The sequence below is a fragment of the Methylobacterium indicum genome (genome assembly GCF_001043895.1).
Classification (GTDB): domain Bacteria; phylum Pseudomonadota; class Alphaproteobacteria; order Rhizobiales; family Beijerinckiaceae; genus Methylobacterium; species Methylobacterium indicum.
The window spans coordinates 1-14524 of record NZ_JTHF01000160.1 but is presented as its reverse complement, the minus strand read 5'-3'; the positions used below and the strand labels follow the sequence as shown (position 1 = coordinate 14524).

The following is a 14524-nucleotide window of genomic DNA, read 5'->3' as shown; positions in this document are numbered from 1 at the left end:
GGATCAGACCCAGCGCCGCCCGCCCGCCTCGAGCACGAGGACCCGGCCCTGCAGGATCTCGAGGTGGGGCGCCTCCTCGGGGTTCGCGACGCCGAGCGTCACCATGACGGCGCGGGCGACGCCGCCATGCGCCACGATGATCGTCGGTCCGTCGAGGGAATCGAGGAGCGGCCGCACCCGCTCGGCCACCATGGCGTAGCTCTCCGCGCCCTCGCCCGGCGGACAGAAGCCCCAGCGGTCCCGGTCGCGGGCCTGGGAGCGGGCCGGATCGCTCCGGCGCACGTCCTTCCAGGTCAGGCCCTCCCAGGCGCCGAAGCCGATCTCGCGCAGGCGCGGATCGGTGGTGTAGCCGGCGGGGTCGAGGCCGAGCGACCGGCGCAGGCCCTCCATCGTGTGGCGGGTGCGCTCCATCGGGCTCGACAGATAGGGCAGGGTGGCGACGTCGCCGCCGACGAGGCCCGCCAGGCGCTCGCCGACCTCGGCGGCCTGGGCCACGCCCTTGCGGTTGAGCGCGATGTCGCGCTGCCCCTGGAGCCGGCCCTCGGCGTTCCAGTCGGTCTCGCCGTGGCGCACGAAATAGATCGGTGCCCGGATCACCGGCCGGCCCTTTCGGAACGGCCCCGCTTCGCTGTCGTTATCGCCTGCACACGCCGTTCCTCGCCCGAGCCCCCGCCTTCCGATGTCGAAGAAGAACCCGAAAGACAAGACGGTTTCGCTTCCCGGCCATCCGCGGCCGTCCTCGGCCGCCTGGGCGAACGAGGCCGGGCTGCTGGCGGCGGCGAGCCCCGGCTTCCTCGCCGAGCACGGCGCGACGATGCCGGTGCCGCCCCCGGGCGTGGTCCAGTCGCGGCCCGAAGCGCCGTGCCGCCTCGCCGAGATCGACCCCGACGCGCCGGGCTCCTCCGACGGCAAGGCGCAGGCCGAAGCGGAGTTGACGGAGGTGCGCGGCCGCATCCGCGACCTGCAGGAACGGCTCTATGCCGAGCGCAAGCGCAGCCTTCTGGTGGTGCTCCAGGCGATCGACACCGGCGGCAAGGACGGCACCATCCGGCACGTCTTCGAGGGCGTGAACCCGCAGGGCTGCCAGGTCGCGTCGTTCAAGACGCCGAGCGCCGAGGAACTCGACCACGATTTCCTATGGCGCTATCACCGCCAGGTGCCGGCCCGCGGCATGATCGGGGTGTTCAACCGCAGCCACTACGAGGACGTGCTGATCGTCCGGGTCAAGCAGCTGGTGCCGGAGGCGGTGTGGCGGCCGCGCTACGACCTCATCAACGACTTCGAGCGCCTGCTCACCCTCTCGGGCACCACGGTGCTCAAGATCTTCCTGCACATCTCGAAGGCCGAGCAGAAGGAGCGGCTCGACGCCCGCCTCGCCGATCCGACCAAGAACTGGAAATTCGATCCGGCCGACCTCGTCGAGCGCCAATCCTGGGACGCCTACCAGGGCGCGTTCCAGGACGCGCTGACCCTCTGCGGCACGCGGCTCGCCCCCTGGCACGTCGTGCCGGCGAACCGGAAGTGGTTCCGCAACCTCGCGGTCGCCCGCCTCGTCGCCGACACCCTGGAGGCGATGGATCCGCGCTTCCCGGAACAGACGGCGGATCTGGCTGGGATCACGGTGCCGGATTGAGGCCGAACGGACCCGGCTTCCCGACGCGAACCGGACATCCTCCGCATCATCCCGGGGCCGCGAAAGCGGAACCCAGGATCCATAACCGCCGACGGTGCAGGTTGGAGCGGGATGCCGGCCACCATCTCCGGCATCGTCAGCGGCTATGGATCCCGGGTTCTCGCCTTGGGCGAGCCCCAGGATGACGTGGAGGGTGAATCAGTCGCCGCAAGAACGAGGACCTTCAGCAGATCACGCCGCCTCGTCCCGCTTGCCGAGACGCTTGTCGAGGTAGGTGTCGACCGTCTGGGTCAGCTCGTCGACCTTGCCGTCGAAGAAGTGGTTGGCGCCGTCGACGATCTGGTGCTCGATGATGACGCCCTTCTGGGTCTTCACCTTCTCGATCACCGGCATCACCTCGCGGGCCGGCGCGACCCGGTCCTCGGAGCCGTGCACGAACAGGCCCGACGAGGGGCAGGGGGCCAGGAAGCTGAAATCGTAGCGGTTGGCCATCGCGGCGATCGAGATGAAACCCTCGATTTCGGGGCGGCGCATGAGCAGCTGCATGCCGATCCAGGAGCCGAACGACACGCCGGCGATCCAGCAGGCCCGGGCCTCCGGGTTCACCGCCTGCACCCAGTCGAGGGCGGCGGCGGCATCCGACAACTCGCCGACCCCGTGGTCGAACGCGCCCTGGCTGCGGCCGACGCCGCGGAAGTTGAAGCGCAGGGCCGCAAAGCCCCGATTCGCGAACGTGTAGAACAGGTTGTAGACGATCTGGTTGTTCATCGTCCCGCCGAATTGCGGGTGCGGGTGCAGCACGATGGCGATCGGGGCGCCCCGCTGCTTGGGGGCCTGGTAGCGCCCCTCGAGCCGACCGGCGGGACCGGCGAAGATGACCTCGGGCATGAACCACCTCTCGTTAAGGCTTCCGGGTGCGTGAGTGCGGCGCAGGCGGGCGAGGATGCCGGGCCGGAACCTTGACTCGGGTTCCGTCTCCCATAAAAGCACCCTTAGAACAGTTCTAGATCACTAGAACCATTCTAAACAACAGGTGCCGCAATCCCGCGCCTCGCGCCGGTGAGCACGCACCGTCTGATTACGCGTGTCCGGGGCGGGCCTTAGCACGGCCCCCGGGGGGAAAGGCAAAGGAATTCAGCGCATGGAGCGCGAGCGCGCCTATCTCGACCACAACGCGACCTCGGCGGTGAAGCCTGAGGTTGCGCTTGCGGTCGCGCGCGCGCTCACCGAGCTTCCCGGCAACCCGTCCTCGATCCACCGCGAGGGCCGCGCCGCCCGGGCGGCGATCGAGGCGGCCCGCGTTCAGGTCGCGGCCCTCGTCGGGGCGGCGCCGGCCCGGGTGGTGTTCACCAGCGGCGGCACCGAAGCGTCGAACGCCGTTCTGTCGGGCGCCCTGCGACGCCGCGGCCTGCCGGCTCCGACCCGGCTGCTGATCGGTGCGACCGAACACCCCTGCGGCCTGCAAGGCCACGCCTTCGCCCCCGAGGCGACCGAGATCCTGCCGGTGGATGCGGACGGCGTGCTGCGCCTCGACGTCCTGGAGGCGCGGCTCGTGGCGCTGGCGCGGGAGGGTACGACGGCGCTGGTCTCGGTCCAGGCCGCCAACAACGAGACGGGGGTGATCCAGCCCCTGGCGAGGGTTGCGGCGCTGACATGCCAGCACGGCGCCTTGTTGCACACCGATGCGGTCCAAGCCGCTGGACGAATTTCCATTGGGCGCAATATATTCGCTGCCGATGCGGTGACGCTCTCCGGCCATAAGCTCGGGGGACCGAAGGGCGTCGGCGCGATCGTGCTCGGGGAGGGAGCGGGCCTGGAGCCGGCCTTCATCCGCGGCGGCGGCCAGGAGGCGCGGCTGCGGGCCGGAACCGAGAACCTGCCGGGCATCGTCGGGTTCGGCCTCGCCGCCGAACTGGCGCTCGCCGCCATGCCGGGGGAAGCGGTCCGCCTCGCCGCCCTGCGCGACGGGATCGCCGCCGGGGTGCGGGCGCGGGCACCCGACGCGGTGGTGTTCGGGGAGGGCGCCGGACGCCTGCCCAACACGCTCTGCCTCGCGGTGCCGGGCCTTAAGGCGGAGACGGCCCTCATCGCCCTCGACCTCGACGGGGTGGCGGTGTCGTCCGGGGCGGCCTGCGCCTCGGGCAAGGTTTCGCGCTCCGGCGTGCTCGCGGCGATGGGGGTCGATGCGACCCTGTCCGCGGGGGCGCTGCGCATGAGTTTGGGGTGGAACAGCCGGCAAGAGGACGGGGAAAGGTTCCTCGCGGCCTTCGATCGGCTGGTTTCATCCCTATATAAGCGCCGGGAGCGGGCCGCGTGAGCGCGTGCCTCGCATCCGGCCGTGTCATCACCTCGCGGCCCTTGAAGCCGTAAGCGGTAGGAGACGGGTATGCCTGCAGTGCAGGAGACGGTCGATCGCGTTCGCGCCATCGATGTCGATCAGTACAAGTACGGTTTCGAGACCACGATCGAGATGGAGAAGTCCGAGAAGGGCCTCTCCGAGGACGTGATCCGCTTCATCTCGGCCAAGAAGGACGAGCCGGAGTGGATGCTCGAATGGCGCCTCGACGCCTATCGCCGCTGGCTCACCATGAAGGAGCCGAACTGGGCACGGGTCGAGTACGACAAGATCAACTACGACGAGCTCTACTATTACGCCGCGCCGAAGCGCAAGGCGGCGCAGTCGCTCGACGAGATCGACCCCGAGATCCTGAAGACCTACGAGAAGCTCGGTATCCCGTTGCGCGAGGTCGAGGTGCTGGAGGGCATCGCCCCCGAGCGTCGCGTCGCCGTCGATGCGGTGTTCGATTCGGTCTCGGTCGCCACCACCTTCAAGGCCGAGCTCGCCAAGGCCGGCGTGATCTTCATGCCGATCTCGGAGGCCCTGCGCGAGCATCCCGAACTGGTGCGCAAGTACCTCGGCTCGGTCGTGCCGGTCACCGACAACTACTTCGCGACGCTGAACTCGGCGGTGTTCTCCGACGGCTCGTTCGTCTACATCCCGCCGGGCGTGCGCTGCCCCATGGAGCTGTCGACCTATTTCCGCATCAACGAGCGTGACACCGGCCAGTTCGAGCGCACGCTGATCATCGCCGACAAGGGCTCGTACGTCTCGTATCTCGAGGGCTGCACCGCCCCGAAGCGTGACGACAACCAGCTCCACGCCGCGGTGGTCGAGCTCGTCGCTCTCGACGACGCCGAGATCAAGTACTCGACGGTCCAGAACTGGTACCCGGGCGACGCCGAGGGCCGCGGCGGCATCTACAACTTCGTGACCAAGCGCGGCGATTGCCGCGGCGTGAACTCGAAGATCTCGTGGACGCAGGTCGAGACCGGCTCGGCGATCACCTGGAAGTACCCGTCCTGCATCCTGCGCGGCGACAACTCTCGGGGCGAGTTCTACTCGATCGCGGTGTCGAACGGCATGCAGCAGGTCGATTCCGGCACCAAGATGATCCATCTCGGCAAGAACACGACGAGCCGGATCATCTCGAAGGGCATCTCGGCCGGCCGGTCGCAGAACACCTATCGGGGTCTCGTCTCGGCCCACAAGAAGGCCAAGAACGCTCGCAACTTCACCAATTGCGACTCGCTGCTGATCGGCGACCAGTGCGGCGCGCACACCGTGCCCTACATCGAGTCGAAGAACGCCTCGGCGGTGTTCGAGCACGAGGCCACCACCTCGAAGATCTCCGAGGACCAGAAGTTCTACTGCCTGCAGCGCGGCCTCTCCGAGGAGGAGGCGACCGCGCTCATCGTCAACGGCTTCGTCCGCGACGTGCTGCAGCAGCTGCCGATGGAATTCGCCGTCGAGGCCCAGAAGCTGATCTCGATCAGCCTGGAAGGCTCGGTGGGCTGATCACCCCTTCACGGTTCCCGGCGACGCGCCGGGAGCCGCTCCCTACCCGATACCGCCCATCACGGACGCGGCGCCGCACGCTCGGCCCGCGCTCCCGTCAGGACTTTTCTACCATGCTCGAGATCAAGAACCTGGTCGTCAACATCGAGGACAAGCGCATCCTCAACGGCCTCAGCCTGACCGTCAACGACGGCGAGGTCGCCGCCATCATGGGGCCGAACGGCTCCGGCAAGTCGACCCTGTCCTACGTCATCGCCGGCAAGGAGGACTACGAGGTCCTCGACGGCGAGATCCTGCTCGACGGCGAGAACATCCTGGAGATGGAGGCCGATGCCCGCGCCGCCGCCGGCATCTTCCTGGCCTTCCAGTACCCGCTGGAGATCCCCGGCGTCGGCACGATGACCTTCCTCAAGGCTGCGATGAATGCCCAGCGCAAGACCCGCGGCGAGGAGGAACTGACCACCCCCGATTTCATGCGCCAGGTCTTCGCGGCCGCCGACAAGCTCGAGATCAACCGCGAGATGCTCAAGCGCGCCCTCAATGTCGGGTTCTCCGGCGGCGAGAAGAAGCGCATGGAGATCCTCCAGATGGCGCTGCTGTCGCCGCGCTTCTGCGTCCTCGACGAGACCGATTCCGGCCTCGACATCGATGCGCTCCGCATCGTCTCCGAGGGCGTGAATGCGCTCCGCGCCCAGAACCGCAGCTTCCTCGTCATCACCCACTACCAGCGGCTGCTCAACCACATCGTGCCCGACACCGTGCACGTCATGGCGCAGGGCCGCGTGGTGAAGTCCGGCGGCAAGGAGCTCGCCCTCGAGCTCGAGGCCTCGGGCTACGCCGAGTACCGGTCGAACGAGGCCGCGTGACCATGGCCGACGTCACGACCCTCCGCACCGCCGCCGAGACCGGGCTGTCGAAGCTTTTCGAGGTCCAGCGGCTCAAGCTCCCCGGCGCGGCCATCGCCCGCGAGGAGGCTTTTCGCTATTTCGAGGCGGCGGGCCTGCCCCACCGCCGCGTCGAGGCCTTCAAGTACACCGACCTGCGCGCCGCCGTGCGCGAGGCCGCCCCGCCGGCCGAGGTCCCCGACGCCGAGACAGCGCGCAACGCGGTCAAGACCGCCCGGGGCTTTGCCGGGATCGAGGCCGCGCGCCTGACCTTCGTCAACGGCCATCTGGTCGCGGCGCTCTCCGACCTCTCGGGCCTGCCCGAGGGCCTGGAGGTGGTGACATTCGCGAAGGCCATGGCCGAAGGGCATCCGCTCCTCGACCATCTCGCTCCGGTCGAGCAGACCCGCGAGAACCCGATCTACCAGCTCAACGCCGCCTTCATGGCGGACGGGGCGGTGATCCGGGTCGAGGCCGGCGCCAAGATCGAGCGCGCCCTGCACCTGCGCTTCGTCGGCACCGGCTCGGCGCCGTTCTCGACCGCGACCCGCGTGCTGGTCGTCGCCGGCGAGGAATCCGAGGTGACGATCCTCGAGAGCCACGAGGGCCCGGACGGGATCGCCTACCAGCCCAACGACGTCCTCGATGTCGTGATCGGCGACCGCGCCCGCGTGCTGCACAGCCGGCTCAACATCGAGGGCGACGCGGCGATCGCGCTCTCGACCGTCTCGGCCCGCCTCGGCGCCGGCTCGCACATCGAGACCGTCAACGTCGTGACCGGGGCGGTGCTGTCGCGCCACCAGCTCTACCTGCACTTTGCAGGCGACGACGCGACCGCCACCGTCAACGGCGCCGCGATGATCCGCGACGGCCAGCTCGCCGACTCGACGCTGCTCGCCGACCATGCCGCCGTCGGCGGCATCAGCCGCGAGCAGTTCAAGACGGTCATCGACGGCGACGCCACCGGCGTGTTCCAGGGCAAGATCATCGTCCGCCAGATCGCCCAGAAGACCGACGGCAAGATGAAGTCCGACTGCCTCCTCCTCACCGACGAGGGGCAGATGATGAACAAGCCGGAGCTGGAGATCTTCGCCGACGACGTGGCCTGCGGCCATGGTGCCACCTGCGGCGCGCCGGACGACGACCTGCTGTTCTACCTGATGGCCCGCGGCCTGCCGCGGCCTCAGGCCGAGAGCCTGCTGGTCCAGGCCTTCCTCGGCGAGGCGATCGAGGCGGTGTCCCACGAGGGGGCCCGCGCCGCGATGATCGCCGAGACCGAGGCCTGGCTCGCTCGCCGCGGCTGACGACGACGGGGCCGGCCCGAGCGGGCCGGCCCGCCCCCGTACGCACGAGAGCCCGACATGAACGCACCCGTCCTCCAGACCCCCTACGACGTCGAGGCGATCCGGGCGCAATTCCCGATCCTGTCGCAGCAGGTCTACGGCAAGCCGCTGGTCTACCTCGACAACGCGGCCTCGGCGCAGAAGCCGCGGGCGGTGATCGACGCGATGTCGGGCGCGATGGAGACGGCCTACGCCAACGTGCATCGCGGCCTGCACTTCATGGCGAACGCCGCGACGGACGGCTTCGAGGGCGCTCGCGAGACGACGCGCCAGTTCCTCAACGCCCGCTCCACCGACGAGATCATCTTCACCCGCAACGCCACCGAGGCCTACAATCTCGTGGCGAGCAGCATGGGCTGGGCCGGCCTGATCGGCGAGGGTGACGAGATCATCCTGTCGATCATGGAGCACCATTCCAACATCGTCCCCTGGCACTTCCTGCGCGAGCGCCGCGGCGCCGTGCTGAAGTTCGCCCCCGTCGACGACGAGGGCAACTTTTTGGTCGAGGAATACGAGAAGCTCTTCTCGCCGCGCACCAAGATGGTGGCGATCACCCATATGTCGAACGTCCTCGGCACGGTGACCCCGGCCGAGGAGATCGTCCGCATCGCGCATGCCCATGGCGTGCCGGTGCTGCTCGACGGGGCGCAGAGCGCGGTCCACCAGGCGATCGACGTCCAGGCCCTCGATTGCGACTTCTTCGTCTTCACCGGCCACAAGGTCTACGGGCCGACCGGGATCGGCGTGCTCTACGGCAAGAAGGAGTGGCTGGAGCGCCTGCCTCCCTACCAGGGCGGCGGCGAGATGATCGAGATCGTCGAGGAGGAGCGCGTCACCTATAACGCGCCCCCGCACCGGTTCGAGGCCGGCACCCCGGCGATCATCGAAGCGATCGGTCTCGGCGCGGCGCTCGAATTCATGATGAGCCTCGGCCGGGAGCGCATCGCCGCCCACGAGGCGCATCTGCTGGCCTACGCCCAGGAGCGCCTGCGCGGGATGAACAGCCTGCGGATCATCGGCACGGCCCAGACCAAGGGCGCGGTGATCGCCTTCGAGATGAAGGGCGCGCACGCCCACGACGTCGCGACCGTGATCGACCGCCAGGGCGTCGCGGTGCGGGCCGGCACCCACTGCGCCATGCCGCTGCTGAAGCGGTTCGGTGCCACTTCCACCTGTCGCGCCTCGTTCGGCCTGTATAATACGACGGCGGAGATCGACGCCCTCGTCTCGGCCCTGACCCGGGCCGAACGGATGTTTGCGTGAGGACCCCATGACCGATACCCCCGCCGCGACCGGCGCGACGACCCCACCGCTGAACGCCCAGGTGAGCGCCTCCGCGATCCCGCCGGAGGAGATGGATCGGCTGACCGACGGCATCGTGGCGGCGCTGAAATCCGTCTACGATCCGGAGATCCCGGCCGACATCTACGAGCTCGGCCTGATCTACCGGGTCGACATCGCCGACGACCGCAACGTCGCCATCGACATGACGCTCACCGCCCCGGGCTGCCCGGTGGCCGGCGAGATGCCGGGCTGGGTCGAGAACGCCGTCTCGGCGGTGCCGGGCATCGCCGGCTGCAGCGTCACGATGGTATTCGACCCGCCGTGGGACCAGAGCCGGATGTCCGACGAGGCCCGCATCGCGCTGGACATGTGGTGAGCCGGTTCAGCGCATCGCGTCGGTGATGCGCGGTGCGAAGGTAAGGCCCTCATAGACATCGGCGAGGGACAGGCTCGCGCCGATCTCCGGCAAGGTGATGACGGCGTCGAGGCCTTCGAACCGCTCCGGTTGCCATCCCTCCGCCTCGCGGCGGTAGAGCAGGGCGACCGGAGCCACCGTCTCGAAGAGCAGGATGTACCGGAGCGTCGGATGGCGCTTGTACTCTTCCAGCTTCACGGTCCGGTCGACGGCAGTGGTGGAGGGAGAGGCAACCTCGACGACGAGGCGCGGCTCCCGGGACTCATGGGTGTCGTAGACCAGTTCGCCGCATTCGACCGTGACGTCGGGCCGTCGGATCGTCGTGATGCTGGTGCGGAGCGAAACGTCGTCGGTCGTCGGCCGGCAGCGCGAGCCGCGAAGCTGAGTGCCCAGGGTGACGATGACGTTCACCGTCACCCGATCGTGCTGGATACTCGCCCCGGTCATCATCCGGTGTTTCGGCACCGGGACGCCGTCCACGAGTTCGAAGGGTTCGTCCTGGCCCTCCTGCCAGCGAAAGAATTCTTCCGGCGTCATCCGCTGCCGCGCCGCATCCGCCACGGCCGCCTCCGTGCGGTCTCATCCTAGCACATCCCTCCGGTGGACCATCGGCAACGGGATGCTTATCTTCCGAGACGTAACCTCACGCCTCAACCGCCCGGGCCTTGAACCCGGCCGCCGGAGAGAGTTTTGACCATGGCACCGAGCTTCAAGGTGATGTCGCTGACGGACGCGGCCGCCACGCGGATCAAGGGCATCATGGCCGACGCCGAACGCCCGATCGCGGGCCTGCGCGTCGGCGTCAAGAACGGCGGCTGCGCCGGGATGAGCTACACGATGGAATACGCCGAGGAGCGAAAAGCCGGCGAGGACGTGGTCGAGGACAAGGGCGTGCGCGTCTTCATCGACCCGAAAGCGGTGCTGTTCCTGCTCGGGACGGAAATGGATTTCCAGACCACGAAGCTGTCGTCGCAGTTCGTGTTCAACAATCCCAACCAGACCTCGGCCTGCGGCTGCGGCGAGTCGGTCGCGATCACGCCCGTCGACCCCAACGCGCTCAACGCCGCCCACGCCTGAGGGCAGCGTCCTCCGGGGCGGCCCCTCGCCGCCTCGGCCCCTCGGGGCTCAGGCGACGTCGTTCATGGTGTCGGCCGAAGTGCCGTCGTCGACGACCCGGTTGCGGCCCGAGCGTTTGGCGGTGAACATGCAGTGGTCGGCGCGCTCCAGGAGCGACACCGCGGTGTCGCCGCGCCGGTAGACCGCGACGCCGACCGAGATCGTGATCCGGCCGAGGCTCTCGCCGGTCGAGCGCTTGACCAGCTCGCGGCCCATGACGCTGGTGCGGACCTTCTCGGCCACTTCGCGGGCGCTGGTCCGGTCGCAATCCGGCAGGATGATCCCGAATTCCTCGCCGCCGAACCGGGCGATCGTGGTGCGGGTCTCGACGCTCTCGCGCATCGTCATCGCCACCAGGCGCAGCACCTGATCGCCGGTGAGGTGGCCGTAAAGGTCGTTGAAGCGCTTGAAGTGGTCGATGTCGAGGACCACGAGGCAGACCGGCTGGCCCTGAACCGCCGAATGGTCGACGGCCTTGTGCAGCATTTCCTCGAAGTGCTTGCGGTTGCCGATGCCGGTGAGGGGATCGGTCAGGGATTCGACCCGGACCGCCTCGAGGGTCTCGCGCAGGGTCTCGATCTCGTTGCGGCTCTCCCGCATCCGCGCTTCGAGGGTGCGGTTGTTGGCCGCGACGTCCCGCGTGGTCACGACGAGCGAGGAGATGATCTCGCGCACCCGGGCCCGGTTCACCGCCGGGGCGGCGAGGTCCTGGCTGAAGGCCTGGAGCGAGGCGCCGTAGCGTGCCGTCGAACCGAGCGCGGTGTCGAGCATCTCCATGATCTGCTCGATTTCGGCCAGCACGCCGTTGCTCGCCCGCTCGGTCTCGCTCGAGAGCCGGCGGCCGTCGAGATAGGTCTCGAACAGGTGATCGACGGCGTTGTCGGTCAGCGCGCCGTGCTCGGCGGTGAGGCGCTTGACGGTCTCGGTCAGCTGCGGGTTGAGGCCGGCGACGTACGTGTACCAGACGGCGTAGCTGCGCGGCGTCGCCGACGAGCGGTACGCCTTCATCAGCTCCATCGCCCGCTGACCGAACAAGAAGCTCCGATCGAGGTCGGCGCTGCTCAGGTCAGGCATCGAACGTCTCCGCGCTGGGCACCGGCTTCATGCCGGCACCGTTCCGCGATGTTTACGCTCGTTCCGTGGAGAAGCAGTTAAAGCCGGCGCTCCCGGAGCGCCGGCCAGGCAAAAAACCGGGGTCTACTCGGATTCCTTGCGCTTCTTCAGCACAACCGGCCGTAGCAGGAAGGCCGGAACGTGATCACCCAGACCCACCACGGCGTCCGGCATCGCGTCGTCGTCTTGGCTGCGGCCTCGGTCGTTGCGGCGGCTGGAGGCCCGCTCGGCGCGGGGACGGCGATCGTCCTGGGGACGACGCTCCTGCGAGCGGGGCTCGTACGAGCGGGCCTCCTGCGACCGAGCGTCCTGCGGACGACGCTCCTCGGCGGCGGGCCGCTCGTCGGACGCCTGCGCCTCGCCGTTGCGGCGGGCGGGAGCGGCCTCCTCGGTACGGGGGCTGCGGGCGCGGCGCCGGCGCGTCTCGTCCCGGCGGCCGCCTTCCTCGCGGCGTCCCTCGTCCCGGCGCGATTCCTCGCGGCGGCCGCGACCGCCCCGGCGGCGGCGGTCGTCAGACTCGCCGGGCTCCTCGTCGGGCAGGCTGGCGAGATCGCCCTCCGCCCAGGCGATCGGCTGGCCGATCAGGGTCTCGATGGCGGCGAGCGACTTCTCGTCGCCCCGGCCGATCAGCGTGAAGGCGGCACCGGCGCGGCCGGCCCGACCGGTGCGGCCGATGCGGTGGACGTAGTCCTCGGCATGGTGCGGAACGTCGAAATTGAAGACGTGGCTCACCGCCGGGATGTCGAGGCCGCGGGCCGCGACGTCGCTGGCGACGAGCAGCGGCACCTCGCCGGAGCGGAAGGCGTCGAGCGCCGCCATGCGGGCCCGCTGGTCCATGTCGCCGTGGAGCGCCGCGACGTTGAAGCCGTGGTTCGCCAGCGACTTCTGCAGCTGCGCGACGTCGCGCTTGCGGTTGCAGAAGATGATGCCGTTGTTCAGCTCTTCCGCCGCCCGGATCAGCTTGCGCAGGGTCTTGCGCTTCTGGTGCCCCTCGCCGCCCGTCGCCACGAGGCGCTGGGTGATGGTGGTGGCGGTCGAGGCGGGACGCGCCACCTCGATGCGGACGGGATTGTGCAGGAAGTCGTCGGCGAGGCGCTGGATCTCCGGCGGCATCGTCGCGGAGAAGAACAGCGTCTGGCGGGTGAACGGCACCATCTTCACGATGCGCTCGATGTCGGGGATGAACCCCATGTCGAGCATCCGGTCGGCCTCGTCGATGACGAGAAGCTCGACGCCGGTGAGCAGCAGCTTGCCGCGCTCGAAATGGTCGAGGAGCCGGCCGGGCGTCGCGATCAGCACGTCGACGCCGCGGGTGATCTTCATGTCCTGGTCGGCGAACGAGACGCCGCCGATCAGGAGCGCCACGTTGAGCTTGTGGTTCGAGCCGTAGCGCTCGAAGTTCTCCACCACCTGCGCGGCGAGCTCGCGCGTCGGCTCGAGGATCAGCGTGCGCGGCATCCGGGCGCGGGCCCGGCCCTGCTCGAGCAGGGTGAGCATCGGCAGCGTGAAGGCCGCCGTCTTGCCGGTGCCGGTCTGGGCGACGCCCAGCACGTCGCGCCGTGCCAGAACGTGCGGAATGGCTTGGGCTTGGATCGGGGTCGGCGTGGTGTAGCCCGCGGCCTCGACGGCCTGCTGGACCTTCTCACTTAAACCCAGTTCGGCGAATGACATCCTGAGGAGAACCGTTGCGCGCGGGCGGATCGGGCCGGCGCGGAGAAACCGTCGCGGCAACGGCCGGGAGGCAAAGTCGTTTCGCAGCCAGTCCCGCGCCGGTCATCCGAGGCGGGACGTTCACGCCATTGCTCCGTCGCGTCGGGCACGCGACCGCACGCAGGACACGCCCGATGCGCGCCCGCTTGTCAAGTGTCCGCCGTCATTTGTCCGGTGATGACCGTCATGCACGCGCCGCTCCCGCGCGCGGAAATGCCGGGAAATCAGGGACGGGGTCCCGCCGTGCAGGGATCGAGCCGGGTCCGGGCGGCCTCCCCGGCGATCGACCCGGTCGTCTCGGGCTCGACGAGCCCGCGCAACGCGATCGTCTTTCCCGCGAGGGCAGCCGGTTCCGGGCCGGGCGGGGCGAGGACGCGAAGGACCGCGAGCGAGACCAGAACGACGAGGAAGGCCATCGCCCAGGTATGGCGGAGGAGGGAAGGGCGCCCGGAACCGGCCATCGCGATTGCCTCGGTGGATGTCGTCGGGTGTGAGGCTGCGGCACCATGGTTAATGCCAAGTGACCGCACTGGCTCGATTTTTTCCGGCGCAGGTCGCCGCCGATTCACGGTTCGTTGACGGGTGGAGGGGTAAACCCTGTCCTCGTTGCAGGAATGCGACAGACCGGGTGACCGACCGGGGATAGAAGCGCGCCGGCTCTCGCCAATCAGGACCAGTCAGACAATGAAGAAGATCCTCCTCGCCTCCGTGGCCCTCGTCGGCCTGTCCGCCGCCGCCTCGGCCGCCGACCTCCCGCGCCGCGTGGCCCCCCCGCCGGTCTTCACCCCGGTGCCGGTCTTCACCTGGACGGGCTTCTACGCCGGTTTCAACGCCGGTTACGGCTTCAACACCGCTGACACCCGCGCCCCGACCGTCGTCGGCGTGCCGGCCGGCGTCAACGCCGCCAGCAGCGTCTTCGTGACCGGCGCCGGCGTCCCGACCACCGGCGTCCTCGCCTTCGGCAACCGCAACAGCAACGACGGCTTCGTCGGCGGCGGCCAGATCGGCTACAACTACCAGTTCACCCCGGGCTCGGGCGTGGTCGTCGGCCTCGAGGCCGATGCCCAGTACGCCGATTTCGGCCGTGACCGGAACCGCTACGCCTTCGCCACCGCGGCCGGCGCCGGCATCAACCCGGGCACGCTCGTCTTCAACCCGAACGGCATCTCG

At 69.1% G+C, this 14524-nt stretch carries 14 protein-coding genes and 1 pseudogene; 9 read left to right on the top strand and 6 right to left on the bottom strand.

Annotated elements, in window-relative coordinates; genetic code table 11:
- Positions 1-3: 3 nt before the first annotated feature.
- The gene (locus QR78_RS19085; protein ID WP_048429147.1) at positions 4-597 is read right to left on the bottom strand and encodes a histidine phosphatase family protein; all 594 of its coding nucleotides are present in this window, start codon (positions 595-597) and stop codon (positions 4-6) included.
- 82 nt (positions 598-679) lie between these two features.
- On the opposite strand from QR78_RS19085, the gene QR78_RS19080 reads away from it, so the two are divergent.
- A complete protein-coding gene (locus tag QR78_RS19080) occupies positions 680-1633 on the top strand; it encodes a polyphosphate kinase 2 family protein (protein WP_048429146.1) in 954 nt (317 codons plus the stop codon).
- Positions 1634-1864: 231 nt separating this feature from the next.
- On the opposite strand, the gene QR78_RS19075 is transcribed toward QR78_RS19080, so the two are convergent.
- Positions 1865-2521, bottom strand: coding sequence for an alpha/beta hydrolase (locus tag QR78_RS19075; RefSeq protein ID WP_048429145.1), 657 nt, complete (start codon positions 2519-2521; stop codon positions 1865-1867).
- A 253-nt stretch (positions 2522-2774) separates the two neighbouring features.
- Between QR78_RS19075 and QR78_RS19070 the strand changes: the two genes are divergently transcribed.
- The 6 genes from QR78_RS19070 (at position 2775) to QR78_RS19045 (ending at position 9376) form a co-directional block, all read left to right on the top strand.
- Positions 2775-3950 (top strand): cysteine desulfurase family protein, encoded by a 1176-nt coding sequence (locus QR78_RS19070; protein WP_048429144.1) that lies wholly within the window; start codon positions 2775-2777, stop codon positions 3948-3950.
- Between the two features lie 69 nt (positions 3951-4019).
- On the top strand, positions 4020-5489 hold the full coding sequence (gene sufB, locus QR78_RS19065) for a Fe-S cluster assembly protein SufB (RefSeq protein ID WP_048429143.1): 1470 nt from the start codon (positions 4020-4022) through the stop codon (positions 5487-5489).
- Between the two features lie 113 nt (positions 5490-5602).
- A complete protein-coding gene (gene sufC, locus QR78_RS19060; RefSeq protein WP_048429142.1) occupies positions 5603-6355 on the top strand; it encodes a Fe-S cluster assembly ATPase SufC in 753 nt (250 codons plus the stop codon).
- A 2-nt stretch (positions 6356-6357) separates the two neighbouring features.
- The gene (locus tag QR78_RS19055; protein WP_048429141.1) at positions 6358-7677 is read left to right on the top strand and encodes a SufB/SufD family protein; all 1320 of its coding nucleotides are present in this window, start codon (positions 6358-6360) and stop codon (positions 7675-7677) included.
- Positions 7678-7734: 57 nt separating this feature from the next.
- Positions 7735-8979, top strand: a complete 1245-nt coding sequence (locus tag QR78_RS19050) for a cysteine desulfurase (RefSeq protein WP_048429140.1) — start codon at positions 7735-7737, stop codon at positions 8977-8979.
- A gap of 7 nt (positions 8980-8986) precedes the next feature.
- Positions 8987-9376 (top strand): SUF system Fe-S cluster assembly protein, encoded by a 390-nt coding sequence (locus tag QR78_RS19045; protein ID WP_082171856.1) that lies wholly within the window; start codon positions 8987-8989, stop codon positions 9374-9376.
- Positions 9377-9382: 6 nt separating this feature from the next.
- Here the strand turns inward: QR78_RS19045 and QR78_RS19040 are convergent, their stop codons facing one another.
- Complete coding sequence (locus tag QR78_RS19040; RefSeq protein ID WP_244276459.1) at positions 9383-9976, bottom strand: Uma2 family endonuclease; 594 nt, start codon at positions 9974-9976, stop codon at positions 9383-9385.
- A gap of 135 nt (positions 9977-10111) precedes the next feature.
- Between QR78_RS19040 and sufA the strand changes: the two genes are divergently transcribed.
- Positions 10112-10492 (top strand): Fe-S cluster assembly scaffold SufA, encoded by a 381-nt coding sequence (sufA, locus tag QR78_RS19035; RefSeq protein ID WP_048429139.1) that lies wholly within the window; start codon positions 10112-10114, stop codon positions 10490-10492.
- Positions 10493-10540: 48 nt separating this feature from the next.
- Here the strand turns inward: sufA and QR78_RS19030 are convergent, their stop codons facing one another.
- The 3 genes from QR78_RS19030 to QR78_RS19020 all read right to left on the bottom strand — a co-directional run bounded on the left by QR78_RS19030 (position 10541) and on the right by QR78_RS19020 (position 13815).
- Positions 10541-11605 carry a GGDEF domain-containing protein gene (locus QR78_RS19030; protein ID WP_048429138.1) on the bottom strand — a complete coding sequence of 355 codons (1065 nt, stop codon included), beginning with the start codon at positions 11603-11605 and terminating at the stop codon, positions 10541-10543.
- A 123-nt stretch (positions 11606-11728) separates the two neighbouring features.
- Positions 11729-13315 (bottom strand): DEAD/DEAH box helicase, encoded by a 1587-nt coding sequence (locus tag QR78_RS19025; RefSeq protein ID WP_048429137.1) that lies wholly within the window; start codon positions 13313-13315, stop codon positions 11729-11731.
- Positions 13316-13578: 263 nt separating this feature from the next.
- Positions 13579-13815 carry a hypothetical protein gene (locus QR78_RS19020; RefSeq protein ID WP_048429136.1) on the bottom strand — a complete coding sequence of 79 codons (237 nt, stop codon included), beginning with the start codon at positions 13813-13815 and terminating at the stop codon, positions 13579-13581.
- 223 nt (positions 13816-14038) lie between these two features.
- Between QR78_RS19020 and QR78_RS19015 the strand changes: the two are divergent.
- Positions 14039-14524 (top strand): annotated as a pseudogene (locus QR78_RS19015) (porin family protein); the annotation flags it as partial.

Bases quoted from the DNA above. Each gene is read 5' to 3' on its own strand.
- QR78_RS19080 (WP_048429146.1), top strand. From the start codon at position 680: ATGTCGAAGAAGAACCCGAAAGACAAGACGGTTTCGCTTCCCGGCCAT.
- QR78_RS19075 (WP_048429145.1), bottom strand. From the start codon at position 2,521: ATGCCCGAGGTCATCTTCGCCGGTCCCGCCGGTCGGCTCGAGGGGCGC.
- QR78_RS19070 (WP_048429144.1), top strand. From the start codon at position 2,775: ATGGAGCGCGAGCGCGCCTATCTCGACCACAACGCGACCTCGGCGGTG.
- sufB (WP_048429143.1), top strand. From the start codon at position 4,020: ATGCCTGCAGTGCAGGAGACGGTCGATCGCGTTCGCGCCATCGATGTC.
- sufC (WP_048429142.1), top strand. From the start codon at position 5,603: ATGCTCGAGATCAAGAACCTGGTCGTCAACATCGAGGACAAGCGCATC.
- QR78_RS19055 (WP_048429141.1), top strand. From the start codon at position 6,358: ATGGCCGACGTCACGACCCTCCGCACCGCCGCCGAGACCGGGCTGTCG.
- QR78_RS19050 (WP_048429140.1), top strand. From the start codon at position 7,735: ATGAACGCACCCGTCCTCCAGACCCCCTACGACGTCGAGGCGATCCGG.
- QR78_RS19045 (WP_082171856.1), top strand. From the start codon at position 8,987: ATGACCGATACCCCCGCCGCGACCGGCGCGACGACCCCACCGCTGAAC.
- sufA (WP_048429139.1), top strand. From the start codon at position 10,112: ATGGCACCGAGCTTCAAGGTGATGTCGCTGACGGACGCGGCCGCCACG.
- QR78_RS19030 (WP_048429138.1), bottom strand. From the start codon at position 11,605: ATGCCTGACCTGAGCAGCGCCGACCTCGATCGGAGCTTCTTGTTCGGT.
- QR78_RS19025 (WP_048429137.1), bottom strand. From the start codon at position 13,315: ATGTCATTCGCCGAACTGGGTTTAAGTGAGAAGGTCCAGCAGGCCGTC.
- QR78_RS19020 (WP_048429136.1), bottom strand. From the start codon at position 13,815: ATGGCCGGTTCCGGGCGCCCTTCCCTCCTCCGCCATACCTGGGCGATG.